Consider the following 23,867-nt stretch of genomic DNA (forward strand, 5'->3'; position numbering starts at 1 on the left):
GGAATACAGTTTCGCGGAGGTGATCACAGTGCCTCGATCCAGTTGCGCAGCACCGCCGCACCGGCGTCCCCGCTCTTTTCGGGGTGGAACTGGGTGGCCGACAACGGCCCCTGCTCGACCGCGGCCAGAAACGGCACCCCGTGAGTGGCCCAGGTGAGCACGGCCTCGGGCGGGCCCTCCCATCGCTGTGCGGCGTAGGAGTGCACGAAGTAGAACCGGGTGCCGGCGTCCAGTCCCTTGAACAGGGTGCTGCCGGCCCCGGCGTCGACGACGTTCCAGCCCATGTGCGGGATCACCGGGGCTTCCAGGCGGGTGACCTCTCCCGGCCACTGGCCGCAACCCGTTGTCTGCACACCGAATTCGACGCCGCTGGCGAACAGGATCTGCATGCCGACGCAGACGCCGAGCACCGGGCGGCCGGCGGCGACCCGGTCGGCGATGATGCGGTCTCCGTGGACTCTGCGCAGGCCCGTCATGCAGGCCTCGAAGGCCCCGACCCCGGGCACCACGAGCCCGTCGGCGGCGGCCGCGGCGTCGGCGTCGGCGGTCACCTCCACCGACGCGCCCGCCCGCTGCAGGGCGCGCTGGGCCGACCGCAGATTGCCCGAGCCGTAATCCAGGATGACGACGGATGGTGTTGTCACAGAACACCTTTGGTGGACGGCACGTCGGTCACCCGGGGGTCGGGCTCGACGGCCTGACGCAACGCGCGGGCCACCGCCTTGTACTGCGCTTCGGTGATGTGGTGCGGGTCGCGCCCGTAGAGCACGCGCACGTGCAGCGCGATGCGGGCGTTCATGGCCAGCGACTCGAACACGTGCCGGTTGATGACGGTGTGATACGGCACGGAGCTGCCGGCGATGGTGGTGTGCTGCAGGTGATCCGGCTCTCCGGTGTGCACGCAGTAGGGCCGGCCGGACACGTCGACGACGGCGTGGGCCAGCGTCTCGTCCATCGGGATGTACGCGTCGCCGAACCGGCGGATGCCCCGCTTGTCGCCGAGGGCCTGCCCGAGCGCCTGCCCCAGCGCGATCGCGGTGTCCTCGATGGTGTGGTGACCCTCGATCTCGACGTCGCCCGTGGTGCGCACGGTCAGGTCGAAACTCGCGTGGCTGCCCAGCGCGGTCAGCATGTGGTCGTAGAACGGCACACCGGTGTCGACGTGGACCTGGCCGGTGCCGTCGAGGTCCAGTTCGATGACGATGTCGGATTCCTTGGTGCGGCGCTCGATACGCGCACGCCGGGTGGCACTGGTGGTCACGGGGCTCCTACTGGGGTGGCTGGGGCCAGTTCGGTGGCGGCGATCTGGGCGCTGGCCCGCAAGAACGCGTCGTTCTCCTCGGCCAGGCCCGTCGTCGCGCGCAGGTAGCCGGGAATCCCGACGTCGCGGATCAGGACGCCGGCGTCCAGGTAGCGCTGCCAGGCGGCCGGAGCGTCGGCGAACCGCCCGAACAGCACGAAGTTCGCGTCGCTCGGGATCACCCGGAAACCCATGGCGCTCAACGCTTTCGTGACACGTTCGCGTTCGGAGATCAGCGCGGCGACGCTGCTCAGGGTGTCGTCGGCGTGCCGCAGCGCGGCCCGGGCCGCGGCCTGGGTGACCGACGACAGGTGGTAGGGCAGCCGCACCAGCAGCATCGCGTCGATCACCGCGGGCGTGGCGATCAGGTAGCCGAGCCGCCCCCCGGCGAACGCGAACGCCTTGCTCATCGTGCGGGTGACGATGAGCTTGGTCGGATACTCGCGCACCAGCCCCACGGCGCTGGGCTCGGAGGAGAACTCGCCGTAGGCCTCGTCGACGATCAGGATGCCCGGGGCCGCGTCGAGCAGGCGCCGCAGGGCCGGCAGCGAAACACTCTGCCCGGACGGGTTGTTCGGGCTGGCGATGAAGACCACGTCGGGCCGGTGCTCGGTGATCTCGGCGACCGCCGCGTCGACGTCGAGGCTGAAATCGTCGGCGCGGACGCCCTCCAGCCATTCCGTGCGCGTGGCGTCGGAGATGATCGGGTGCATCGAGTAGGACGGGGCGAACCCGATGGCGGTGCGCCCGGGCCCGCCGAACGCCTGCAGCAGCTGTTGCAGGATCTCGTTGGAACCGTTTGCCGCCCAGAGGTTTTCCACGCCGAGCCGCACGCCGGTCTGCGCGGTGAGGTAATCGGCCAGGTCGCGGCGCAGGTCGACCGCATCCCGGTCGGGGTAGCGGTGCAGTTCGGCGGCGGCCTCGGCCACCGACCGCACGACGTCGTCCACCAGCGCCCGGCTGGGCGGGTGCGGGTTCTCGTTGGTGTTCAGCCGCACCGGGACCGCCAGTTGCGGTGCGCCGTAGGGCGATTTGCCGCGCAGGTCGTCGCGCAAGGGCAGGTCGTCCAGCGTGGGGTTCTCCGGCCCGGTCATCGCTCGAACCTCCGCCGGATCGCCTCGCCGTGCGCCGGCAGGTCTTCGGCCTTGGCCAGCGTGACGACGTGCCCCGAGACGTCCTTGAGGGCGGCCTCGGTGTAGTCGACCACGTGGATGCCGCGCAGGAAGGTTTGCACCGACAGGCCGCTGGAATGCCGGGCCGAGCCCGCGGTCGGCAGGACGTGGTTGGATCCGGCGCAGTAGTCGCCGAGGCTGACCGGCGAGTACGGCCCGACGAAAACGGCACCGGCCGAACGGATTCGCCCGGCGACCTCGGCCGCGTCGGCGGTCTGGATCTCCAGGTGCTCGGCGGCGTAGGCGTTGACCACCTTGATGCCGGCGTCGAGGTCGTCGACCAGGATAATCGCGGACTGGCGGCCCGCGAGCGCGGTGGCCACCCGCTCGCGGTGCACCGTCGTGCGCAGCTGGGCGGCCACCTCCGCGTCGGCGGCGTCGGCAAGCGCCGCGCTCGGGGTGACCAGCACGCTGCCCGCCATCTCGTCGTGTTCGGCCTGGCTGATCAGGTCGGCGGCGACGTGCGCCGGGTCGGCCGTGTGGTCGGCCAGGATGGCGATCTCGGTCGGCCCGGCCTCGGCGTCGATGCCCACGCGCGAGCGGCACATCCGCTTGGCGGCGGTGACGTAGATGTTGCCCGGGCCGGTGATCAGGTCGACCGGCGCCAGCTCGGAGCCGTCCGTGTCGGCGCCGCCGTAGGCCAGCAGCGCCACCGCCTGCGCGCCGCCGACGGCCCACACCTCGTCCACCCCGAGCAGCCGGGCGGCGGCCAGGATCGTCGGATGCGGCAGGCCGTCAAAGCGGGCCTGCGGCGGGCTGGCCACCACCAGCGAGTCGACGCCCGCGACCTGCGCCGGCACCACGTTCATCACCACGCTCGACGGGTAGACGGCGTTGCCGCCGGGCACGTACAGGCCCACCCGCTCGACGGGGACCCACCGCTCGGTCACCGTCGCGCCGGGCCCCAACGTGGTGGTGACGTCGGTGCGACGCTGGTCGGCGTGCACCGCGCGGGCGCGTTCGATCATCACCCGCAGGGCGTCGACGACGTCGGGATCCAGACCGGCCAGCGCCGACTCCAGCGCCGCCGCGGGCACCCGCACCGCCGCCGGCCGCACCCCGTCGAACGACTCGCCGTACTGCAGCGCCGCCTCGGCGCCGCGCTCGGCGACGGCCTCCACGATCGGACGCACCTTGGGCAACACGCTCTCCACGTCGGCGCCGCCGCGCGGCAGCGCCGTCCGCAACCGGGCAGCCGTCAGCGCCGCGCCCCGCAGGTCGATGCGGGCCATCACGGGTGCTGAAGTGGTACTCATCGCCTCCATTGTCCCAGAGCAACTCAAGTTGATATTCGACCGGTACAGTGCCCTTGAATGGCCGGGTACGACCCATCCGACTCAGGGAGCCGTCATGTCCGCGAAGGATCACCCCAACAACGCACCGGGCGTGCCGATGGTGTTCCCGCCCTGGTTCGAGCGCTTCCAGATCAGGTATTTCAACCCGGCGGTCAAGCCGATCGCCCGCTTTCTGCCCGGCACCGCCACCATCAAGCACCGCGGCCGCACCTCGGGCAAACCGTACGAGACCATCATCACCCCCTACCGCAAGGACAACGTGCTGGCGATCGCGCTGGGCCACGGCAAGACGAACTGGGTCAAGAACGTGCTGGCGGCCGGCGAGGCCGACGTGCAGTACAGCCGCAACCGCGTGGTGCACATCACCAACCCGCGGATCTTGCCGGCCGGCTCGGACGGCCCCGACGCCGAGCGCCTGCCGCGGATGGCCCGGATGCAGCTGCGACGGGTCGGCGTGTTCGTCGGCGACATCGCCTGAGGCCTCGGCGCCGCCGCTTTTGGTGTGCGTTGACGGCTTTCGGTGTGCGCCGACGGCGGGATTTCCGCGACCTTCCCGCCCTGGGTGCACACTCGACGCCCTGGGCGCCCACCGCTGCGCTCGTCCAAGGCCCTACATGTCCAGGCCGACGTCGAGCGCGCGCACCGAGTGCGTCAGCGCGCCGACGGCCAGGTAGTCCACCCCGGTGGCCGCGTAGGTGGCGGCGTTCTCCAGGCTGAGCCCGCCGGAAGACTCCAGCAGGACGGCGGGTGCGCGCGTGTCCCGGCGCTGCACGGCCATCTGCGTCTGCCATACCGGGAAGTTGTCCAGCAGGACCAGTTCCGGCTTTTCGGCCAGCACCTCGTCCAGCTGCTCGAGGGAGTCCACCTCCACCTCGCACGGCAGATCCGGCGCCGCGTCACGCACCGCCCGCAACGCGTCGACCACCGATCCCGCGGCCACCACGTGGTTGTCCTTGATCAGCGCCGCGTCACCCAGGCCCATCCGGTGGTTGACGCCCCCGCCGACCCGCACCGCGTACTTCTGCAGCGCACGCAGCCCGGGCAGGGTTTTGCGGGTGTCGCGGACCTTGGCCTTGGTGCCGTGCACGGCGTCGACCCAGGCCGCCGTCGTGGTGGCGATACCCGACAGGTGGCAGACCAGGTTCAGCATGGTCCGCTCGGCCGTCAGCAGGCCACGGGTGTCCGCGCGCACGGTCAGCACCGGCTCGCCGGGCTGCAGCCGGGCGCCGTCCTCGACGCGGTGCACCACCTCGTAGCCGCCGGCCAGGACGGCGTCGAGGACCAGCAGCGCAACCTCGACGCCGGCGATCACGCCGGCGTCGCGGGGCACCATCGACGCGGTGGCCACCGCGCCGGCGGGCACCGTCGCGAGGGTGGTGACGTCGGGCCCGTAGCGCAGGTCCTCCTCCAGAGCCCGCCGGATGGTGTCCTGAGCGGCGCTTCGTTCGTCGGGCAGCATCATCAGCCCACCGCCGCCAGCGCCTCCGCCAGCACCGAGTTCCGGTCGTCGGCCAGCCGCAGCACGCTGCTGCGCGCCTGGTCCGGCGCGGGCTCGGGGTGTTCCGCGCGGTGGTGGCAGCCCCGGCTCTCGCCGCGGGCCAGTGCCGCGGCGGTCACGGCGCGGGCGGCCACGGCCAGCGCGACGTCTTCGAAGTCGCGACGCCCGGCGATGGCCCGTACCGGCGCCGCCGACAGCGTCTCGGACAACCGGTTCAGCCCGGCGGCGTCGCGCACCACCGAGGCGTCGCGGCTCATCGCGGCCTGCAGTTCGCCGCGGTCCGGGGCGGTGTGGACGGACGGCTCGCGCTCCGCGGCGCGGACGCGCCCCGCCGCCAGCGCGTGCGCGGCCGCGGCCTTCCCCGCCCGTCCGCCGACGACCAGGCCCTCCAGCAAGCTGTTGGACGCCAGTCGGTTGGCGCCGTGCATTCCGGTGCGCGCCACCTCGCCGGCGGCGAACAGCCCCGGCAGTTCCGTCTGCCCGTACACGTCGGTGACGACGCCGCCGCAGCTGTAGTGCGCCCCCGGCACGACCGGGATGGGTTGGCGGACGGGGTCGATGCCGGCGGCCCGGCACGCGGCGGTCACCGTCGGGAACCGGGTGGCGAAACCCTCGATGCCGCGCGCGTCGAGGAAGACGCACGGGTCGCCGGTGGCCTTCAGCCGCGTGTCGATGGCCGCGGCGACCACATCACGCGGCGCCAGGTCGCCCATCGGGTGCACGCCGGCGGTGACCGAATTGCCTTGCCGGTCAAGCAGTATCGCGCCCTCACCGCGGATGGCCTCGGTGATCAGCGGACGCCGGCCGCCGCCACCACCGAAGAGCATCGTGGGGTGGAACTGGATGAACTCGAGGTCGCTGACCGCGACACCGGCCCACAGCGCCAGCGCGATGCCGTCGCCCGTGGAGCCCGCGGGATTGGTGGTCGCACCGTAGAGGTGCCCGAGGCCGCCGGAGGCCAGGATGACCGCCGGCGCGCTGATGATTCCGTACCCGTCCGCATTGCCGACTGACACGCCGGTCACGGCCGTGCCGTCGTGCAGCACGCGCAGCGCGACGTGGCCGGTCCGGATGTCCAGCAGCCGGGCGGCGTGGTCGAGCGCGCGCTGCACCTCGGCACCGGTGGCGTCGCCGCCGGCATGCACGATCCGCCGCCGCGAGTGCCCGCCTTCGCGCGTCACGTCCCAGCGGCCCGGGGCCGCCTCGTCGAATCGCGCTCCGGCACCGACCAATTCGGACACCGCCCGGTAGCCATCGGCAACGATCGAGGCCACCGCGTCGGGATCGCAGAGGCCGGCGCCCGCGGCCACGGTGTCGGCGACGTGAGCCTCGACGGAGTCGTCGTTGTCGGGCAGGACCACCGCGATGCCGCCCTGGGCGTAGTGGGTGGCCGTCGCCCCGCGCGCCTGGTCGGCCTTGCTCAGCACGACGACGCGGCGGCCCGCGCGGTGGGCGGCCAGCGCGGCGGCCAATCCCCCGACGCCGGTACCGATGACGACGACGTCGGCGCTGTCCGTCCAGCCCGGGCGGGCGATCATTCGCCGCCGCCCGGCTGACCGATCTCGATCATTCGCTGCACGCTGCGACGGCCCGCCGCCGCGACCTCGGGGTCGACATCGACTTCGTCGGCCCCGTCCACCAGGCAGCGCAACAGGGCCGCGGGCGTGATCATCTTCATGTACTTGCAGGACGCCCGGTCGTTGACCGCGCGGAAATCGACCTCCGGGGCCGCCCGGCGCAGCTGATGCAGCATGCCGACCTCGGTGGCCACCAGCACTTTGCGGGCCCGGGTCTCATGCGCGGCGTCGAGCATGCCGCCGGTGGACAGGATCTTCACCCGATCCGCCGGGACGGCGCCCTCCCCGGCGAGGTACAACGCCGAAGTGGCGCAACCGCATTCGGGATGCACGTAGAGGTCGGCGTCGGGGTTCGCCCTGGCCTGCTCGGACAGCTCGTCGCCGTTGATCCCGGCGTGGACGTGGCATTCACCGGCCCACACATGCATGTTCGCGCGGCCGGTCACCCGGCGCACGTGGGCCCCGAGGAACTGGTCCGGGCAGAACAGCACCTCGCGGTCGGGGTCGATCGAGTTCACCACGTCGACCGCGTTGGACGACGTGCAGCAGATGTCGGTCAGGGCCTTCACCGCGGCGGTGGTGTTGACGTAGGAGACGACGACCGCGCCGGGGTGCTCGTCCTTCCAGGCGCGCAGCTCGTCGGCGGTGATCGAGTCGGCCAGCGAGCAGCCGGCCCGCTGATCCGGGATGAGGACCGTCTTGTCGGGGCTGAGGATCTTGGCGGTCTCGGCCATGAAGTGCACCCCGCAGAACACGATGGTGTCCTCGGGCGCCTCGGCGGCGATCCGCGACAGGGCCAGCGAATCACCCACATGGTCGGCGACGTCCTGGATCGCGGGCAGCTGGTAGTTGTGCGCGAGGACGGTGGCGCCGCGCAGCTTGGCCAGCCGGCGAATCTCGGCGGCCCACTGCTCGTCGCCGTCCACGCCGCCGTAGCCGGTGGGCGAATTCGTGATGTCGGCCATCATGTCTTCGGCGAGCGTGTCCATGCGATTCACAACCGTCACGGCGGCTCCTTTCAGCCCAGGAGGTTTTCGACTTATAATCGAAAACATGGCCCATACTAGCACTGAACACGAGGTGCTTGCGGTGGTGTTTCAGGTTCGCCAGGTAACGGGCGGCCCGCGAATACAGAAACCGCAGCTTAACGTGCTGTTATGGCAGCGCGCCAAAGATCCGCAGCGCGGCGCCTGGTCGCTGCCGGGCGGACGGCTGCGCAACGACGAGGACATGATCAGCTCGGTCCGCCGACAGCTGGCCGAGAAGGTGGACCTCAAGGAGCTGGCGCACCTCGAGCAGCTGGCGGTGTTCTCCGAGCCGAACCGGGTGCCGGGCGCCCGGGTGATCGCCTCGACGTTCCTCGGCCTGGTGCCCTCCCCCGCCACCCCCGAGCTGCCGCCGGACACCCGGTGGCACCCGGTGAGCTGCCTGCCGGAGATGGCCTTCGACCACGGTCCGATGGTGACCCACGCCCACGCCCGCCTGGTCGCCAAGTTGTCCTACACCAACCTCGGATTTGCCTTGGCGCCAAAGGAATTCGCGCTCTCGACGTTGCGCGACATCTACGGCGCCGCGCTGGGCTATCAGGTCGACGCGACGAACCTGCAGCGGGTGCTGGTCCGCCGCGGCGTGATCAGCCAGACCGGCACCATCGCGCAATCCGGTCGCAGCGGGGGCCGGCCGGCGGCCCTCTACCACTTCACCGACTCCCGGCTGCGGGTCACCGACGAATTCGCCGCGCTGAGGCCTCCCGGCCACCCCGGCCAGGTTTGACCTCCCGCGCCGCTCCCCCCGGCAAGTTTGCGGAAAGCGCCGTCCGGGGACACGGATGAATCGGCAACTGTGACGCGTCTGACCCGCCGTCCCCGGCGAGAAGTCGCCCACCATGCGGCGATTGTGTTTTGGTTACCTGCCGTTCATGGGCGAGAATGCCGGGTGGCCTAGAAGGGAGCCTCAATGGCTGAGCTCGGCAATCTGGCAGGCACACGCGGGGCGGAGTGGATCGCCCGGCCACCGCACGAGGAACTGCAGCGCAAAGTACGCCCGCTGCTGCCGTCGGACGACCCGTTCTACCAGCCGCCACTGGGGTTCCAGCACGCCGAGCCCGGGACGGTGCTGCGCTCGCGCGATGTCGAGCTGGCGTTTCTGGGGTTGATTCCCCAGCCGGTCAAGGCCGTCCAGTTGCTCTACCGGACGATGGACATGAACGGCGAGCCCGAGGCGAGCGTGACGACGGTGATCGTCCCCGCTGAGCTCGCCCCGGAACGGCCCTGCCCGCTGCTGTCCTACCAGTGCGCGATCGACGCCGTGTCGTCGCGCTGCTTCCCGTCCTACGCGCTGCGGCGCCGGGCGAAGGCCCTGGGCTCCATCGGCCAGTTCGAATACTTCCTGATCGCCGCCGCCGTCGCCGAGGGCTGGGCCGTCTCGGTGCCCGACCACGAAGGCCTGCAGGGCCTGTGGGGCGCGCCGTATGAGCCCGGCTATCGCGTGCTGGACGGAATCCGGGCCGCCCTGGGTTCGGAACGCCTCGGAATTTCCCCACTGGCCCCGATCGGCCTGTGGGGCTATTCCGGCGGCGGCCTGGCCAGTGCCTGGGCTGCGGAAGTATGCGCCGACTACGCGCCCGAGCTCGACATCGTCGGGGCCGTGCTGGGATCACCCGTCGGGGACCTGGGCAACACCTTCCGACGGCTCAACGGCAGCTTCCTGTCGGGCCTGCCCGCCCTGGTGGTGGCCGCGCTCGCCCACATCTACCCCGAGCTGGACCGGGTGATCAAAGAGCACAGCAACGAGGAGGGGCGCGCCCTGCTCGAATCGCTCGAGAAGATGACCACCGTGGAGGCGGTCATCCGGATGGCCGGCAAGAACATGGGTGACTACCTCGACGAGCCGCTCGAGAGCATCCTCTCGACGCCCGAGGTCACCCACGTCTTCGAGAACATCAAGCTGGGGGCGGCCGTCCCGACGCCGCCGGTGCTGATCGTGCAGGCGGTCCACGACTACCTCATCGACGTCGAGGACATCGACGTGCTCGCCGACGCCTATTCGGCCGGCGGCGCCCAGGTCACCTACCATCGCGACGCGTTCAACGAGCACATGCTGCTACACCCGCTGTCGGCGCCGATGACGCTGCGCTGGCTCACCGACCGGTTCGACCGCCGGCCCGTGACCGAGCACCTGATCCGGACCACCTGGCCGACGATGTTCCACCCGATGACCTACGTCGGGATGGCCCGGCTGACCAAGATCGCCGCCAAGGTCATCTTCGGCCGCAGGATTCACCGCCGGCCGCTATGACACGGGCGCGTCCGGTGCACCGCCCGCTGCCACCGGCAGCGCGTCGGCAGGTCGGCCGCCCGGCGGGTAGGCCCCCAGGTCGTCGCGGGAGTCGGCGGCCGCAAACACGGCATAGAGCAGCGCGGCGATAGCGGCGGGCCACAGCAGCGTCAGCGCCACCGGCAGCGGATGGTCCGCGAAGAACACCGGGGGTGCCTGGATGACATACGCCACCGACGGGGCTTTGGACAGCGGCACCGCGTCGAAGTTCAGTGCGCCGTAACGGATCCGCGCCAACACCGCCCCGATTGCCGTCGCGGCCGCGGCGGCGGTCACCATGCCCGTCGAGAGCACGACGACCATCCCCGGTCCGCGGCGCGCGCGCCACTGCCACGCCAGCACCGTCGCCACCACGGCGAGCACGGTTAGCAAGCCCAGCATCAGGCACGGCGCGTCGAAGAAATGCTCCGACTCGGTGCCCAGATAGTCGTGCACCCGTTCACCCGCGCGGGTGAGCGCCACCACGGCGTGGATCGGCGGCGCGATCCACGCCCACAGCCCGCCGATCAGCACACCGATCAGCAGGGAGCCCAGCGCGGCGACCGCGATGGCACGGATCCCCGACGTGGACGGGACGGTTGCGGGCGGCGGACGTCGTGGACCTTCCGGATCTGCCACGGGCTGGGTCACCGTTGGGCCTCCAGGTCGACGGAGTCGACCTGACCGTGCCGCGAGCACCGCGCCCGCCAGCCGTCGGGGCGAACCTGCACCACCATCCGGCGGCCGCATTCCGCGCAGAACCGGGGCGGTTCCAGGCCCAGCTGCGCCGCCGTCGGCATTGCGGTGCCCCCCAATTCCCCGGTGTAGACGTTGTAGACGCCCGCGCTGACCGGAGCACCCAGATCACCAACCACAGTCGCCACGTTTCTTACAGGGTGGCGTTGAGCGCCTTGATGGGCATCTGCAGGTCGTCGAGCAGTTCCAGGTCGGCTTCGGCCGGGCGGCCGAGCGTGGTCAGGTAGTTCCCCACGATCACCGCGTTGATGCCGCCCAGCATGCCCTTCTTGGCGCCCAGGTCGCCCAGGGTGATCTCGCGTCCCCCGGCGAACCGCAGCATCGCGCGCGGCAACGCCAGGCGGAAAGCGGCCACCGACTTCAGCGCCTCGGCCACCGGCAGCACCTCGAGGTCGCCGAACGGCGTGCCGGGCCGCGGGTTGAGGAAGTTCAACGGCACCTCGTCGGGTCCCAGCTCGGCCAGTTCGGCGGCGAACTCCGCCCGCTGCTCGAGCGTCTCGCCCATGCCCAGGATGCCGCCGCAGCACACCTCCATCCCGGCGTCGCGCACCATCGACAAGGTCTGCCAGCGCTCTTCCCAGGTGTGGGTGGTCACGACGTTGGTGAAGAACGAGCGGGCCGTCTCCAGGTTGTGGTTGTACCGGTGCACGCCCATCGCCGAGAGCTGCTCGACCTGCTCGGCGGTCAGCATGCCCAGCGAGCAGGCGATGTTGATCTCGACCTCGTCGCGGATCGCCTCGATGCCGGCGGCGACCTGGGCCATCAGCCGCTCGTCGGGACCACGCACGGCGGCCACGATGCAGAACTCGGTGGCACCGGACTTGGCGGTTTGCTTGGCGGCCTCGACCAGGCTGGGAATGTCCAGCCGCGCGCTGCGCACCGGGGAGGCGAACAGCCCCGACTGTGAGCAGAAATGGCAGTCCTCCGGGCAACCGCCGGTCTTCAGGCTGATGATGCCCTCGACCTCGACCTCCGGGCCGCACCAGCGCATGCGCACCTCGTGGGCCAGCGCCAGCAGGTCGTCGAGCCGGTCGTCGGGGAGCTGCAGCACCTGCAGCACCTGCTCCCGGCTCAGCCCCTCACCGCGTTCGAGCACCTGCTCGCGCGCGACCGCCAGGATGTCTGCGTCGTGGGCGCCGGTCGCCGGTCGAGTGGCCGCTTGAGTCACCAGTTACTCCCCTGCATCTTTGTTGGCCGAGCATGCGGCCACCCCTGCCACCTGGTGGCAGCGCGAATAAAAGTGTTCAAAGTAGGGTAACGGCCGCAGCAGACGGCGCCCGCCGGGGTATCTCACCACCATGACCGATCCGCACACCGCATACGTCGCCCACCACATGCTCCTGCTGGCGATTCCGGCCTTCCTGCCGGCGGTGATTGTGGTGGCCGTGATCCTGTATGTCGCCTTGAGGGACCGCCGCGCCGGTGGCGACGACGGATCGCCGGACGGCTCGGAAGCCGCACGCGGCGCCGCCGACGAAAAGCGTGATTGACGACACGCCCGGTGGGGCATCCCGCGAACAGACACCGGCCCGCTAACTTACTAAAGAGTAAGTTAGCGATCGTCGGACCCGGCGCGAGTTTGGGAGGGCACAACGATGATGTCGACGGGGCTGATGCTGCTCGCGGAGCCACCGGCGCGGGGCGCGGGGCTGAATCAGGTGATCGGGCTGTCGGTCGCGGCGCTGGTGATCGCGGCGGCGCTGCTGTGGCTCGGCTACGCGCACCGCAACCATCGCATTCAGTGGCTGACCCGGTTCGCCGACAAGATGGGCGAGAAGTTCCACCGCCCCAATTGGGTCGCGCTTCCGGTCCTGATCTTCACCACCTCGATCATCTGCGCCCTGTTCGGGTTCATCTGGGACGTCAGCTGGCACATCGGAAACGGCCGCGACCCCGGGCCACTGGCCAACCCGGCGCACTACTTCATCATCATCGGGCTGTTCGGGATCTTCCTGGGCGGCATGACGGCGATCGTGCTGCCGTTCGACAAGCCCGGCCCGGCCGCGGTCCGCATCACCCGCAACTGGTACGCCCCGGTCGGCGGGGTGCTGATGGCCGGTTGCGGGATGTACGCGATGATCGGGTTCCCGCTCGACGACATCTGGCACCGCATCTTCGGCCAGGACGTGACGCTTTGGGGCCCAACACATTTGATGATGATCGGCGGAGCCGGGTTTTCGCTGTTCGCGGTGTTGATGCTGGAGCGTGAGGGTGAGGCCCACGAAGGCGCGGACGTCTACCACGGCGCCTTCATCAAGTTCCTGCGCTACCTGTCCTTCGGCGGCATGTTCATCGGTCTGTCGGTCTACCAGATCGAATACGACTTCGGCGTCGAGCAATTCCGCCTGGTGCTGCAGCCGATGATGATCGCCGCGGCGGCCGCGCTGGCCGCGGTGGCCGCCCGGATCACGATGGGTCGCGGCGCGGCCGTCATCGCCGCCGTCTTCGCCATCGCCCTGCGCGGGGCGGTCGCGTTGTTGGTCGGGCCGGTCCTGGGGGCACCGATCAACTGGTTCCCGCTCTACCTCGGCCCGGCGCTGATGGTCGAGTTGGTCGCGCTCACCCCGTTGTTCAAGCGGCCCATCGCCTTTGGCGCGGTCTCCGGCCTGGCCGTGGGCACCGTGGGGCTGTGGCTGGAGTCGCTCTGGATCGGCAGGGTGTACCACTACCCGTGGCCGATGAGCATGTGGGGTGAGGCGCTGGCGATGGCCGTGCCCGTCGCGATCTTGACGGGGACGTGCGGCGCGCTGTTCGGCATGGTGCTCACCGGCCGGCGCCTGCCGGGCCGCGCCACGGGGATCGCGGTGGTGGCGGCCACGGTGTTGGTGATCGGCGGCGCGGTGGCCAACGGGCTGCATATCGTCGTGCCACGTCAGGACAACGCCACCATCACGTTGACCGACCTGCCCAGCCCGCCCGGACAGCGCATGGTGTCGGCCGACGTGCGGATCACGCCGGCCGACATGGTGAGCCAACACCCCGAATGGCTGACCATCCTGTCCTGGCAGGGCCGGATGGAGAACGACCGCGGCCTGGTGATCGACCGGCTGCAGCAGGTCGGCCCCGGGCATTACCGCTCGACGCAGCCGGTGCCGGTGTGGGGTTCATGGAAGACGCTGCTGCGCGTGCAAGACGGTTACACGATGACCGCCGTACCGATCTGGGAGCCGGCCGACGACGCGATCCCGGCGCCCGAGGTTCCGGCCCTGGCGTCGTTCAACCGGCCGTTCGTGCAGGAGGTCACGATCCTGCAGCGCGAACGGGACCAGAGCGCGCCGGCCTGGCTGTTCACCGCGGGCTCGATCGTGGTGTTGTTCCTGACGCTGATGGTGATCGCCGGGCTGACCTGGGGTGCCGGCCGCCTCAACAACGCCGTCACCGAGCCGGAACCGGTCGAGGACAAGCGGCCGGTGCCGAGAGCGGCGTGAGCCGATGACGAGTCGCATCGCCCCGGCGTGGGTGGCGGCGCTGGTGTGCGCCCTGGTCGCCTGCGGCGGTAAAACACCGAGCCAGCCGCCGCCGGACGCGCTGGATATCAACGTCACGATCGCCCACGGCCAGGTGACCCCCACCAACGCCGACCTGCAGGCCAGGGTGAAGCAGCCGATCACCCTGCACGTCACCAGCGACGTCGCCGACGAGCTGCACGTGCACTCGACGCCCGACCACAAGTTCCCGGTGGCCGCCGCGCCCAACCAGACGTTCCAGTTCAGCGTCGACGTGCCCGGCGACGTCGAGGTCGAACTGCACCACCTGAACCGCACGATCGCGACCATCCAAGTCCAGCCGTGAGCGCCGGTGGCGCGACGGTGGTGCTCGCGCACGGTCTGGGCGGATCCGGCGACCTGCCGGTGCCCTACCTGTACGCGATGGTCGGCGCGGCGTGGGCGCTGACGTTCACCTTCGCACTGGTCGCGTTCGCCTGGCGGCGGCCCCGGTTCGACCCGCTCAAGCCGGGCCGCCCGCTGCCGGCGGTGGTGACCGCCGTGGTCGACGCTCCGGCGACCCGCTGGACGGCTGCCGGGTTGGCGCTGGTGTTCGCGGTGTGGGCGGTGGCGACCGGGGGGTGGGGTCCGCGATCGGAGACCAATGCCCTGCTGGGGGTGTTCTACGTGCTGCTGTGGGTCGGCCTGGTGGCGCTGTCGCTGCTGTTCGGGCCGGTCTGGCGGGTCCTCTCACCGATGCGGACGGTGTACCTGCTGCTGCGGCGCGGCACGCCCGAGCGCCTGCACCGGGCCCGGTGGTGCTATCCCGAGCGGTGGGGTTACCGCCCGGCCGCGCTCGGCCTGTTCGCGTTCGTCTGGATGGAGCTGGCCAGCCCCGACCCGGCGTCGCTGCCTGGGGTGCGGGCGTGGCTGGGCATCTATGCGGGGGCCATGCTGGTGGGCGCCTGGCTGTGCGGCGAGCGCTGGTTGGCGCGCGCCGACCCGTTCGGGGTGTACAGCATGGCGGTGTCCCGCCTCTCGCCGTTTCGCCGCGACCCGCAGGGCGGGAGAATCGTCGTCGGCAACCCGCTCGATCATTTGCCGTCGCTGCCCGTCCGGCCCGGCGTGGTCGTGCTGCTCGCGGTGCTGCTCGGGTCGACGGCGTTCGACAGTTTCTCGTCGTCGCCGACGTGGCGCGGCTTCGCCGACCGGCTCTCCCCCGGCGTCGGCCTGACGCCGACGCTATCGTCGTCGCTGCTGCGGACCGTCGGGCTGGTGGCCTTCATTTCCGTTGTGGCGGTGACCTTTTCGCTTGCTGCGCGTGCGACGGGCGGCGTGGACTCCGGGCAACGCCGAGCCCTGCCCGGCCAGATGGCGCATTCGCTGATCCCCATCGTGGTGGGCTACATCTTCGCCCACTACCTGACCTACCTCGTCGAGCGCGGGCAGCAGGCCGTGTTCGCGCTGGCCGACCCGTTCGGCCGTGGCTGGAATTTGCTGGGGCTGGCGCACCAGCAGGTGGCCTACGTGTTGTCCACGCACCCGCCGGTGCTGGCCGGGATCAAGGTGGCCTGCGTGGTGACCGGCCACATCGTCGCGGTGATCGCCGCGCACGACAAGGCGCTGCGGCTGCTGCCGGGCGGCCACCAGCTCACCGGCCAGCTGACGATGATGCTGGTCATGGTCGGCTACACCTTCACCGGCCTGTATCTGCTGTTCGGCGGCTAGCGGATCAGGTAGTCGTACTTCTGCTCGCCGTTCCAGTGCCGCAGGCCGGCGAAGCTGCCCTCGATCAGCGGCGGGCGCCCCGCGATGCGCAGCGCCCGGCCCAGCGCAGGTCCCCCGACGCGGCGCGCCAGCGTGACGTGTGGCGTCCACTGGCCCGGCAGGCTGGTCGGGGCCGGCGCGGGGGCCAGGTGTTCGCCGCACAGCCGGTGCACCTCCGCGTGGAATGCCAGCAGCTCGACCGTGGGCACGACGAGCCGGGCCAGGATCGCGTTGGACCGCCCGAGGAGCAGGGATGCACCGACGGCGCAGCCCAGCGGCAGCCGGCGGGTCAGCGGCCGCAGCGCTTCGTCGGCCGCCCCGGCGATGCGGTCGGCCACCGCGAGCGTGACGTGCGGCCGCCCGGCGGGCGCCTGGCTCGGGATCCCGGCGCCGGCCAGCGCCTCCCAGAGCCCGCGGATCGTCGCCTCGGTCTCGTCGTCGAAGAGCAGCTCGACGGAATGGACCATCAGCTGACCAGCGCGGTGACCCAGTCGCGGTCGAACGCCGCCGCGCTCATGGCCGCGAACGCGGCGGCGTTCATCAATCCCGCCCCGGCGGGCAGTGCCGCCCGCACCGGCGCGAGCCGGTCCAGGGCCGCGCGGTTCGAGTTCTCCACCGGCCCGGGGTGCGCCGGCCAGCTGCCGATCACCAGGCCGGCACACGAAACGCGATGGGTGGCAAGCGCTTCCAGAGTGAGCGCGGTGTGGTTCAGGGTGCCCAGTTCCGCGGTGACCGCGATCAGCGCGGCGGCCCCCAGCTCGACCGCCAGGTCGCGCAGGGTGACGCCGGCGTCGGCGAGTTCGACGAGCAGCCCGCCCGCCCCCTCGACGAGCGTCAGCCGGCCAGGGCGGTCCAGGCCGGCGATCAGCCGCAGTAGCCGTTCGCCGGTGGGCAGCGCCGCGCCGGCCTGCTCGGCCGCTGCGGCCGGGGCCAGGGGTTGCGGATAGCGGGCCAGCCCGGCGACCGCCGTCACTCCGGACAGCCGGGTGACCTCGGCGAGGTCGTCGTCCCCGGCGTCGGTGCCGGTCTGGACCGGCTTGCACACCGCCACGTCCATGCCGGCCTGGCGCGCATGACAGGCCAGCGCCGCGGTGACGATCGTCTTGCCGACGCCGGTGCCCGTGCCGGTGACGACCAGGACGGTCAAGGCCGGGTCGCAGCGAGCACGTCGGTGAGCACCCGCCGGGCGAGGTCGAGTTCGGCCGCGTCCAGCGACGCGCGCGCGGTCAGCCGCAGCCGGGAGGTCCCGGCGGGCACGGTCGGGGGCCGGAAGCAGCCCACCTTCACGCCGGCGTCCAGGCAGGCGGCCGCCGCGGCCAGGGCCACCTCCGGGTCGCCCAGGACCACCGACACCACCGCCGACTGGGCGACCCCGGGGACGTCGCACACCTCGGCCAGGGTGCGGGCGTGCCGCAACACCGCGGCGGGCCGCCACGGTTCGGCCCGCAGCACGCCGAGCGCGGCCCGGGCGGCGCCCGCCGCCGCGGGCGCCAGGCCGGTGTCGAAGATGAACGTCCGCGCCGCGTCGATCAGGTGCGCGCGCACCGCCGCCGGAGCGAGCACCACGCCGCCCTGGCTGCCCAGCGCCTTGGACAGGGTCGTGGTCATCACCACGTCCGGGGCGCCGGCCAGCCCGAGCTCGTGCAGCAGCCCGCGCCCGTCGCCGCGCACGCCCAGGCCGTGGGCCTCGTCGACGATCAGCAGCGCGCGGTGGCGGCGGCACACCTCGTGCAGCTCCCGCAGCGGCGCCAGCGCGCCGTCGGCGCTGAACACCGACTCGGTGATGACGACGGCGCGTTCCTCCGTGCGGGAGGCAAGCGCCGCCTCCACCGCGTCGACGTCGCGGTGCGGTGTGACCGTTACGCGCGCCCGCGACAGCCGGCAGGCGTCGACGAGGGAGGCGTGCGACAAGGCGTCGGACACCAGCAGCGCACCCCGGCCGGAGAGGCCGACGACCGCGCCCAGGTTGGCGGCGTAGCCGGAGGAGAACAGCAGGGCCGCCGACGCGCCGACGTAGTCGGCCAGTTCGGCCTCGAATTGCTGGTGCAGTTCGGTGTCGCCGGTGACCAGGCGGGAGCCGGTGGCCCCGGCGCCCCACATGCGCAGCGCCGCGACGCCGCCCTCGATCACGTCGGGGTGCTGTGACAGCCCGAGGTAGTCGTTGGAGGCCAGGTCGAGCTCCGTGGCGACCGCGGGCCGCGGCCGCAGCGACCGGCGCAGCCCGGCCTCGCGGCGCTGCCGCTCCACGGCCTCCAGCCAGGAAAGCGGCGACGTCTCGATCGGTGCCTTCATCGGGGATCAGCCTAGTGGCGACCGCGAGCGCGGCGAAGCCGGGCGCTGCGGGTCGTCACTGCTGGTGGACGAGCCGGGCGACCTCGACCATCGCGGAGGTGATCTGGGCGATCTCGGCGTCCGTGCAGACATAGGGCGGCATCGCGTAGACGAGGTTGCGGAACGGGCGCAGCCAGACGCCGCGGTCCAGTGCGGCCGGGGTGGCGATGGCCAGGTCGACCGGGCCGGCGCACTCGATGACGCCGATCGCGCCGCACACCCGCACGTCGGCCACGCCGCGCAGCGCGCGGGCGGGTTCGAGTCCGGCCGCCAGCGCGGAGGCTATCCCGGCGACCCGCGCGCGCCAGTCCTGGTCGAGCAGCAGCTCGACGCTGGCCACCGAGACCGCGCAGGCCAGCGGGTTGGCCATGAAGGTCGGGCCGTGCATCAGCGCGCCGGCCTCGCCGGCGCTGATGGTGTGCGCGATGTCGGTGCTGCACAGCGTGGCCGCCAGGGTGACATAACCGCCGGTCAACGCCTTGCCGACGCACATGATGTCCGGGCTCACGCCGGCGTGGTCGGCCGCGAAGAGCTCGCCGGTGCGGCCGAAGCCGGTGGCGATCTCGTCAAAGATCAGCAGCACGCCGTGCCGGCTGCACAGCTCGCGCAGGTCGCGCAGGTAGCGGGGGTCGTGGAAGCGCATCCCGCCGGCCCCCTGCACCACGGGTTCGACGATGACGGCCGCCAGTTCGCCCCCATGCCGGGCCAGTTGCTCCTCGAACGCCGCGCTGTAGGCGGGGTCGTAGTCGCGCGGCACCTGCGGCGCGAACACCTGGCGGGCCAGGATGTCGGTCCACAGCGAGTGCATGCCGCCCTCGGGGTCGCAGACGCTCATCGGCGTGAAGGTGTCCCCGTGGTAGCCACCCCGCCACGTCATCAGCCGGTGCTTGCCGGGCCGGCCGCGGCCGCGCCAGTACTGCAGCGCCATCTTGACCGCGACCTCGACCGACACCGATCCCGAATCGCTGAAGAAGACGGTGTCCAGCCCCGGCGGGGTGATCTCGACCAGCAGCTGGGCCAGTCGCGCGGCCGGTTCGTGGGTCAGCCCGCCGAACATGACATGGTTCATCACGCCCAGCTGCTTCGTCAGCGCCGCGTCCAGCGCCGGGTGGCCGTGCCCGTGGATGGCCGTCCACCAGGAGCTCATCGCATCCAGCGCCTCGATCGGCTCGCCGTCACGGATCAGGGTCAGCCAGGCGCCCCGGGCGGCGACGGCCACCACCGGCGCGACGGCTTCGCGGCCGATGGTGCTGTACGGGTGCCACACGTGCGCAGCGTCGATCGCGCTGATCTGCTCGGGCGTCAACCCGACCCTGGCCGCAGGCATAGTGATCGAGGGTAAAGCAGCCGAGTCGCACAAACTGCGCCCATCGGGGAGCATGGGACCCGATGGCTACGCCGCACCCGCCCGGTAACCCCGCCACCGGCCCCTATCCGACCCCGTATCCGACCAAGGACACCAATTCGCCCCTGGTCGACTACGACGACGAAGCGCCACGGGTCATCCGGCTGCGGCTGGCCGCATGGGACGTGACCTGCACGGTCGCGTTGCTGGCGCTGCTCATCGTGCTGGCCACCGCGACGACGTGGCCGAACCGCCTGTTCGGCTTCCTCGACCACGTGTGCGCCGACGAGACATGCGGGCCGGTGCCCTTCGGGATCGACTACTACATCCGCCCACTGGTGTGGGGCGGATGCGGGGCGGCGATCGCCGCCGCCGTGGTGGGCCCCCTGGTTTCCATGCTCAAGGGCTGGTACATGTCCTTCTGGCCGGTGCTGGCCCTCACCCTGATCATGGTGAGCTCGGTCGCCGGCTCCCTGCTGACGATGTTCAGCGAACGTTATTGGGTGTAGGCGGACCGCCGCCGCCGATTCGGCGACCAGGCGCCCCCGGCGTCGGACTGAGACCCAAATCACAACGGCGCATAGGGGATTCGACGGCCCAGTCACCTTCCGGTCACGGTACGACAAAAAATCCCGCCGGGCCCTGGCGGCTAACAATCGTTGTTGTCAGAGTGGTTGCAGTGACTGGTGTGAAAACAGGGGGCCCGCCCGCTGTTCACATCCGCAGAGGTCATGCAGCGGCGTCGGCCCCAACGTGGAGGCCCCCGCCCGGGTCATGCAACGGCGGCGGACGCGTGAAGTCACCGCGCTGAGGCCAGTGAGCCCTGAGAGGCCAAGGACATGAAACGCATCTACGCCTTCGCGATCGGTCTGGCGATCCTGGCGGCCCCGGCGGCCGCAGCCCCCGTGGTCGCGTCCGCCGACCCCGGCGCCCGGTCGATGGACTACCAGCAGGCCACCGACGTGGTGATCGCGCGCGGGCTGTCGCAGCGCGGCGTGCCGTTCTCCTGGGCCGGTGGTGGCATCAACGGCCCCACCCGTGGCACCGGGACGGGCATCAACACCGTCGGATTCGACGCGTCGGGCCTGATGCAGTACGCCTACGCCGGCGCCGGCATCAAGCTGCCGCGCTCGTCGGGGGCGATGTACAAGGTCGGCCAGAAGGTGCTGCCGCAGCAGGCGCGCAAGGGCGATCTGATCTTCTACGGCCCCGAAGGCACGCAGAGCGTCGCGATGTACCTGGGCAACAACCAGATGCTCGAGGTGGGCGACGTCGTGCAGGTCTCGCCGGTGCGCGCCAACGGCATGGCTCCCTACCTGGTCCGCGTGCTGGGCGTCCAGTCGGCGCCGGTCCAGCCGCTGCCGCAGCAGGTGCCCACCCAGCAGGTGCCCACCCAGCAAGCGCCCACCCAGCAGGCCCCGCTGCAACAGCCGCCGCTGCAGCAGCTGCCCACCCAGCAAGCGCCCGCGCAGCAGGCTCCGCTGCAGCAGCCCCCGGTCCAGCAACTGCCCACCCAGCAGGCCCCGGCGCAGCAGGTGCCCACCCCGCAAGCACCGGTCCAGCAGGCGCCGCTGCAGCAGCAGTCCGCTCAGGCCCCGCTGCCTCAGGCGCCGCTGCAGCAACGTCCGGTGCAGCAGGCACCGCTGCAGCAACGTCCGGTGCAGCAGGCACCGGTCCAGCAGGCTCCACTGCAGCAGGCCCCGCTGCAGCAACTGCCGACGCAGCAAGCGTCGCCGCAACAGGCCCCGGTGCAGCTGGTGCCGCCCCAGCAATCTCCGTTCCTGCCCCCGGCGGCCGGCACCGCCCGGTAAACCGCGGCGTCTTCCGGGGCCTGCCCACACCGCCGCCTGCTCCGGACCGGGAGCGGGCGGCGGTTTTCGGTAAATTAGCGGTCGATCATGCCGACCCTGTCCCTGCTGCCCCGACCGGTCGCGACCGCGAAACCGGTCACTTCCGGAGCGCCTAAGGCGGGGTTCTATCGGTACGACCTCGACGGCCTGCGCGGCATCGCGATCGCGCTCGTCGCCGTGTTCCACGTCTGGTTCGGCCGGGTCTCCGGCGGCGTCGACGTGTTCCTGGCGCTGTCCGGATTCTTCTTCGGCGGCAAGATCATCCGCGCGGCGCTGAACCCGGCCGTCACGCTGTCGCCGGTGGCCGAGGTGATCCGGCTCGTGCGCCGCCTGGTGCCCGCCCTCGTCGTGGTGCTGGCCGGGTGCGCCGTGCTGACCATCATGGTGCAGCCGGAAACTCGCTGGGAGACCTTCGCCGACCAGAGCCTCGCCAGCCTCGGCTACTACCAGAACTGGGAGCTGGCCAACACCGCGTCGGACTACCTGCGCGCGGGCGAAGCCGTCAGCCCCCTGCAGCACATCTGGTCCATGTCGGTGCAGGGCCAGTTCTACGTCGCCTTCCTGCTGTTGATCGCCGGGTGCGCGTATCTGTTCCGCCGCCTACTGGGCGCCCGCCTGCGCACCCTGTTCCTGGTGCTGCTGACGGCGCTGACGGTGGCGTCGTTCGTCTACGCGATCGTGGCGCATCAGGGCGACCAGGCGGCCGCCTACTACAACAGCTTCGCGCGCGGCTGGGAGCTGTTGCTCGGCGCGCTGGTCGGTGCGCTGGTGCCGTCGATCCGCTGGCCGATGTGGCTGCGCACGCTGTTGGCCACGGTGGCGCTCGCCGCGATCGTGTCCTGCGGGGCCCTGATCAACGGCGTGAAGGAATTCCCCGGCCCGTGGGCCCTGGTGCCCGTCGGGGCCACCATGCTGATGATCCTGGCGGGGGCCGGGCTCCAGGGCGATCCCGCCGCCAAGGAGCGGCTGCCGCTGCCCAATCGGCTACTGGCGGCCGGGCCGCTGGTCGCGCTGGGTGGGATGGCGTATTCGCTCTATCTGTGGCACTGGCCGCTGCTGATCTTCTGGCTGTCGTTCACCGGGCACCGGCACGCCGGCTTCGTCGAAGGCTCGGCGGTGCTGCTGGTCTCGGGGCTGCTGGCATACCTGACCACCCGGCTCGTCGAGGATCCGCTGCGCTACCGCACCACCGGGAAGGCACCGGCCCCGGTACCCGGCTGGCTGGCGCGCCTGCCCAGGCCCACGATGGCGCTGGGAACCGCGATCGTGCTGCTGGGCGTGACGCTGACGGCGACGTCGTTCACGTGGCGTCAGCACGTCACCGTCCTGCGGGCCGCGGGCAAGGAGCTCAGCGTGCTCAACCCGCAGGACTACCCGGGGTCCCGCGCCCTGACCGAGCATGTGCGGGTGCCCGCACTGCCGATGCGGCCCAGCGTCCTGGAGGTCAAGGACGACCTGCCGGCCTCCACCCGCGACGGCTGCATCAGCGACTTCGTCAACCCCGCGGTGGTGGTGTGCACCTACGGCGACCCGACCGCCGACCGCACGATCGCGCTGGCGGGCGGTTCCCACGCCGAGCACTGGCTGCCCGCGCTGAGCCTGCTCGGCCAGATGCACCACTTCAAGGTGACGACCTATCTCAAGATGGGTTGCCCGCTGTCCACCGAGGAAGTCCCGTTGATCATGGGCAACAACCTCGCCTACCCGCAGTGCCGGGAGTGGGTGGAACAGACGATGGCCAAGGTGATCGCCGATCGCCCCGACTACGTGTTCACCACGACCACCCGGCCGTGGAACATCAAGCCCGGTGACGTGATGCCGGCGACGTACATCGGAATCTGGCAGCAGTTCTCCGACAACAACATTCCGATCCTGGGCATGCGGGACACCCCGTGGTTGGTGAAGAACGGCCAGCCGTTCGATCCGGCGGATTGCCTGGCCAAGAAGGGCGGCACCCCCCAAACGTGCTCGGTCAAGCGCTCCGACATGTTGTCCGACCGCAACCAGACCCTCGACTTCGTCGCGCAGTTCCCGCTGCTGAAGGTGCTCGACATGTCCGACGCCATCTGCCGCGCCGACGTGTGCCGCCCGGTCGAGGGCAACGTGCTGATCTACCACGGCGCCCATCACCTGACCCCCACGTACGTGCGGACCATGGCGGGTGAATTGGGCCGCCAGATCGCCGCCAACACCGGTTGGTGGTGAACGCGCCCGGCGCCCACGACCGCGACTAAGG

At 71.2% G+C, this 23,867-nt stretch carries 23 protein-coding genes and 1 pseudogene; 10 read left to right on the forward strand and 14 right to left on the reverse strand.

The features are described 5' to 3' along the window. Positions 1 to 23: 23 nt before the first annotated feature. Genes hisH through hisD form a run of 4 tightly spaced genes read right to left on the reverse strand, consistent with a single transcriptional unit; the run spans position 24 to position 3,707 of the window. A complete protein-coding gene (gene hisH, locus U8D42_RS10900; protein WP_090421712.1) occupies positions 24 to 644 on the reverse strand; it encodes an imidazole glycerol phosphate synthase subunit HisH in 621 nt (206 codons plus the stop codon). Further along, positions 641 to 1,261, reverse strand: a complete 621-nt coding sequence (hisB, locus tag U8D42_RS10905; RefSeq protein WP_085238554.1) for an imidazoleglycerol-phosphate dehydratase HisB — start codon at positions 1,259 to 1,261, stop codon at positions 641 to 643. Before hisB ends, hisH begins: the two co-directional genes overlap by 4 nt. Next, positions 1,258 to 2,394: a histidinol-phosphate transaminase gene (locus U8D42_RS10910; RefSeq protein WP_085238553.1), complete on the reverse strand. Its 1,137-nt coding sequence runs from the start codon at positions 2,392 to 2,394 to the stop codon at positions 1,258 to 1,260. The genes hisB and U8D42_RS10910 overlap by 4 nt, the downstream gene beginning before the upstream one ends. Then, on the reverse strand, positions 2,391 to 3,707 hold the full coding sequence (gene hisD / locus U8D42_RS10915) for a histidinol dehydrogenase (RefSeq protein ID WP_322861123.1): 1,317 nt from the start codon (positions 3,705 to 3,707) through the stop codon (positions 2,391 to 2,393). Before hisD ends, U8D42_RS10910 begins: the two co-directional genes overlap by 4 nt. 115 nt (positions 3,708 to 3,822) lie before the next feature. Between hisD and U8D42_RS10920 the strand changes: the two genes are divergently transcribed. Further along, on the forward strand, positions 3,823 to 4,245 hold the full coding sequence (locus tag U8D42_RS10920; protein WP_322861069.1) for a nitroreductase family deazaflavin-dependent oxidoreductase: 423 nt from the start codon (positions 3,823 to 3,825) through the stop codon (positions 4,243 to 4,245). 132 nt (positions 4,246 to 4,377) lie between these two features. Here U8D42_RS10920 and nadC read toward each other — a convergent pair whose 3' ends face one another. From nadC to nadA, 3 genes are read right to left on the reverse strand one after another with little or no spacing between them, the layout of a single operon-like run. After that, positions 4,378 to 5,229: a carboxylating nicotinate-nucleotide diphosphorylase gene (nadC, locus tag U8D42_RS10925; RefSeq protein WP_322861068.1), complete on the reverse strand. Its 852-nt coding sequence runs from the start codon at positions 5,227 to 5,229 to the stop codon at positions 4,378 to 4,380. Further along, positions 5,229 to 6,800 carry an L-aspartate oxidase gene (locus tag U8D42_RS10930; protein WP_322861122.1) on the reverse strand — a complete coding sequence of 524 codons (1,572 nt, stop codon included), beginning with the start codon at positions 6,798 to 6,800 and terminating at the stop codon, positions 5,229 to 5,231. The genes nadC and U8D42_RS10930 overlap by 1 nt, the downstream gene beginning before the upstream one ends. Beyond that, positions 6,800 to 7,849 carry a quinolinate synthase NadA gene (gene nadA / locus U8D42_RS10935; RefSeq protein WP_322861067.1) on the reverse strand — a complete coding sequence of 350 codons (1,050 nt, stop codon included), beginning with the start codon at positions 7,847 to 7,849 and terminating at the stop codon, positions 6,800 to 6,802. The genes U8D42_RS10930 and nadA overlap by 1 nt, the downstream gene beginning before the upstream one ends. Positions 7,850 to 7,895: 46 nt before the next feature. Between nadA and U8D42_RS10940 the strand changes: the two genes are divergently transcribed. Together U8D42_RS10940 and U8D42_RS10945 are read left to right on the forward strand one after the other, a co-directional pair. Then, the gene (locus U8D42_RS10940; protein ID WP_322861066.1) at positions 7,896 to 8,615 is read left to right on the forward strand and encodes an NUDIX hydrolase; all 720 of its coding nucleotides are present in this window, start codon (positions 7,896 to 7,898) and stop codon (positions 8,613 to 8,615) included. Positions 8,616 to 8,798: 183 nt separating this feature from the next. Further along, the gene (locus U8D42_RS10945; protein WP_322861065.1) at positions 8,799 to 10,139 is read left to right on the forward strand and encodes a lipase family protein; all 1,341 of its coding nucleotides are present in this window, start codon (positions 8,799 to 8,801) and stop codon (positions 10,137 to 10,139) included. On the opposite strand, the gene U8D42_RS10950 is transcribed toward U8D42_RS10945, so the two are convergent. Genes U8D42_RS10950 through bioB form a run of 3 tightly spaced genes read right to left on the reverse strand, consistent with a single transcriptional unit; the run spans position 10,134 to position 12,081 of the window. Continuing rightward, entirely contained in the window at positions 10,134 to 10,796 is a 663-nt protein-coding gene (locus U8D42_RS10950) for a DUF2567 domain-containing protein (RefSeq protein ID WP_431523843.1), read from the reverse strand. The two genes, U8D42_RS10945 and U8D42_RS10950, sit on opposite strands and share 6 nt — an antisense overlap. An 8-nt stretch (positions 10,797 to 10,804) precedes the next feature. Next, positions 10,805 to 11,032, reverse strand: coding sequence for a hypothetical protein (locus U8D42_RS10955; protein ID WP_085238544.1), 228 nt, complete (start codon positions 11,030 to 11,032; stop codon positions 10,805 to 10,807). 14 nt (positions 11,033 to 11,046) lie between these two features. Then, positions 11,047 to 12,081: a biotin synthase BioB gene (gene bioB, locus U8D42_RS10960; RefSeq protein WP_085238543.1), complete on the reverse strand. Its 1,035-nt coding sequence runs from the start codon at positions 12,079 to 12,081 to the stop codon at positions 11,047 to 11,049. A 130-nt stretch (positions 12,082 to 12,211) separates the two neighbouring features. Here bioB and U8D42_RS10965 point away from each other — a divergent pair, with 130 nt between their 5' ends. From U8D42_RS10965 to U8D42_RS10980, 4 genes are all read left to right on the forward strand, one after another. Beyond that, positions 12,212 to 12,403: a hypothetical protein gene (locus U8D42_RS10965; RefSeq protein ID WP_085238542.1), complete on the forward strand. Its 192-nt coding sequence runs from the start codon at positions 12,212 to 12,214 to the stop codon at positions 12,401 to 12,403. A gap of 108 nt (positions 12,404 to 12,511) precedes the next feature. Then, positions 12,512 to 14,341 carry a hypothetical protein gene (locus U8D42_RS10970; RefSeq protein ID WP_431523869.1) on the forward strand — a complete coding sequence of 610 codons (1,830 nt, stop codon included), beginning with the start codon at positions 12,512 to 12,514 and terminating at the stop codon, positions 14,339 to 14,341. Between the two features lie 4 nt (positions 14,342 to 14,345). Continuing rightward, the gene (locus U8D42_RS10975) at positions 14,346 to 14,705 is read left to right on the forward strand and encodes a hypothetical protein (protein ID WP_322861063.1); all 360 of its coding nucleotides are present in this window, start codon (positions 14,346 to 14,348) and stop codon (positions 14,703 to 14,705) included. Next, positions 14,702 to 16,066, forward strand: a complete 1,365-nt coding sequence (locus U8D42_RS10980) for a hypothetical protein (RefSeq protein WP_322861062.1) — start codon at positions 14,702 to 14,704, stop codon at positions 16,064 to 16,066. Before U8D42_RS10975 ends, U8D42_RS10980 begins: the two co-directional genes overlap by 4 nt. On the opposite strand, the gene U8D42_RS10985 is transcribed toward U8D42_RS10980, so the two are convergent. From U8D42_RS10985 to U8D42_RS11000, 4 genes are read right to left on the reverse strand one after another with little or no spacing between them, the layout of a single operon-like run. Further along, positions 16,063 to 16,572: a 2'-5' RNA ligase family protein gene (locus U8D42_RS10985; protein ID WP_085238538.1), complete on the reverse strand. Its 510-nt coding sequence runs from the start codon at positions 16,570 to 16,572 to the stop codon at positions 16,063 to 16,065. The genes U8D42_RS10980 and U8D42_RS10985 overlap by 4 nt on opposite strands. After that, positions 16,572 to 17,252, reverse strand: a complete 681-nt coding sequence (bioD, locus tag U8D42_RS10990) for a dethiobiotin synthase (RefSeq protein ID WP_322861061.1) — start codon at positions 17,250 to 17,252, stop codon at positions 16,572 to 16,574. Before bioD ends, U8D42_RS10985 begins: the two co-directional genes overlap by 1 nt. Then, positions 17,249 to 18,397 carry an 8-amino-7-oxononanoate synthase gene (locus U8D42_RS10995; RefSeq protein ID WP_322861060.1) on the reverse strand — a complete coding sequence of 383 codons (1,149 nt, stop codon included), beginning with the start codon at positions 18,395 to 18,397 and terminating at the stop codon, positions 17,249 to 17,251. The genes bioD and U8D42_RS10995 overlap by 4 nt, the downstream gene beginning before the upstream one ends. A 55-nt stretch (positions 18,398 to 18,452) precedes the next feature. Next, complete coding sequence (locus U8D42_RS11000) at positions 18,453 to 19,763, reverse strand: adenosylmethionine--8-amino-7-oxononanoate transaminase (protein ID WP_322861059.1); 1,311 nt, start codon at positions 19,761 to 19,763, stop codon at positions 18,453 to 18,455. Positions 19,764 to 19,825: 62 nt separating this feature from the next. On the opposite strand from U8D42_RS11000, the gene U8D42_RS11005 reads away from it, so the two are divergent. The 3 genes and pseudogenes from U8D42_RS11005 (at position 19,826) to U8D42_RS11015 (ending at position 23,836) form a co-directional block, all read left to right on the forward strand. Further along, positions 19,826 to 20,290, forward strand: a complete 465-nt coding sequence (locus tag U8D42_RS11005; protein WP_322861058.1) for a hypothetical protein — start codon at positions 19,826 to 19,828, stop codon at positions 20,288 to 20,290. 330 nt (positions 20,291 to 20,620) lie between these two features. Next, positions 20,621 to 21,277: pseudogene (ripD, locus tag U8D42_RS11010) on the forward strand (NlpC/P60 family peptidoglycan-binding protein RipD); the annotation flags it as partial. 402 nt (positions 21,278 to 21,679) lie between these two features. Then, positions 21,680 to 23,836: an acyltransferase family protein gene (locus U8D42_RS11015; protein WP_322861057.1), complete on the forward strand. Its 2,157-nt coding sequence runs from the start codon at positions 21,680 to 21,682 to the stop codon at positions 23,834 to 23,836. Positions 23,837 to 23,867: the final 31 nt, after the last annotated feature.

It is taken from the genome of Mycobacterium europaeum (assembly GCF_034555895.2).
GTDB lineage: Bacteria > Actinomycetota > Actinomycetes > Mycobacteriales > Mycobacteriaceae > Mycobacterium > Mycobacterium europaeum.

Excerpts from the sequence above, each read along its gene's own strand:
- nadC (WP_322861068.1), bottom strand. The coding sequence starts at position 5,229 with ATGATGCTGCCCGACGAACGAAGCGCCGCTCAGGACACCATCCGGCGG.
- U8D42_RS10975 (WP_322861063.1), top strand. The coding sequence starts at position 14,346 with ATGACGAGTCGCATCGCCCCGGCGTGGGTGGCGGCGCTGGTGTGCGCC.
- U8D42_RS10965 (WP_085238542.1), top strand. The coding sequence starts at position 12,212 with ATGACCGATCCGCACACCGCATACGTCGCCCACCACATGCTCCTGCTG.
- U8D42_RS10945 (WP_322861065.1), top strand. The coding sequence starts at position 8,799 with ATGGCTGAGCTCGGCAATCTGGCAGGCACACGCGGGGCGGAGTGGATC.
- U8D42_RS10920 (WP_322861069.1), top strand. The coding sequence starts at position 3,823 with ATGTCCGCGAAGGATCACCCCAACAACGCACCGGGCGTGCCGATGGTG.
- U8D42_RS11015 (WP_322861057.1), top strand. The coding sequence starts at position 21,680 with ATGCCGACCCTGTCCCTGCTGCCCCGACCGGTCGCGACCGCGAAACCG.
- U8D42_RS10940 (WP_322861066.1), top strand. The coding sequence starts at position 7,896 with ATGGCCCATACTAGCACTGAACACGAGGTGCTTGCGGTGGTGTTTCAG.
- U8D42_RS10995 (WP_322861060.1), bottom strand. The coding sequence starts at position 18,397 with ATGAAGGCACCGATCGAGACGTCGCCGCTTTCCTGGCTGGAGGCCGTG.
- U8D42_RS11000 (WP_322861059.1), bottom strand. The coding sequence starts at position 19,763 with ATGCCTGCGGCCAGGGTCGGGTTGACGCCCGAGCAGATCAGCGCGATC.
- U8D42_RS10910 (WP_085238553.1), bottom strand. The coding sequence starts at position 2,394 with ATGACCGGGCCGGAGAACCCCACGCTGGACGACCTGCCCTTGCGCGAC.
- U8D42_RS10985 (WP_085238538.1), bottom strand. The coding sequence starts at position 16,572 with ATGGTCCATTCCGTCGAGCTGCTCTTCGACGACGAGACCGAGGCGACG.
- U8D42_RS10970 (WP_431523869.1), top strand. The coding sequence starts at position 12,512 with ATGTCGACGGGGCTGATGCTGCTCGCGGAGCCACCGGCGCGGGGCGCG.
- U8D42_RS11005 (WP_322861058.1), top strand. The coding sequence starts at position 19,826 with ATGGCTACGCCGCACCCGCCCGGTAACCCCGCCACCGGCCCCTATCCG.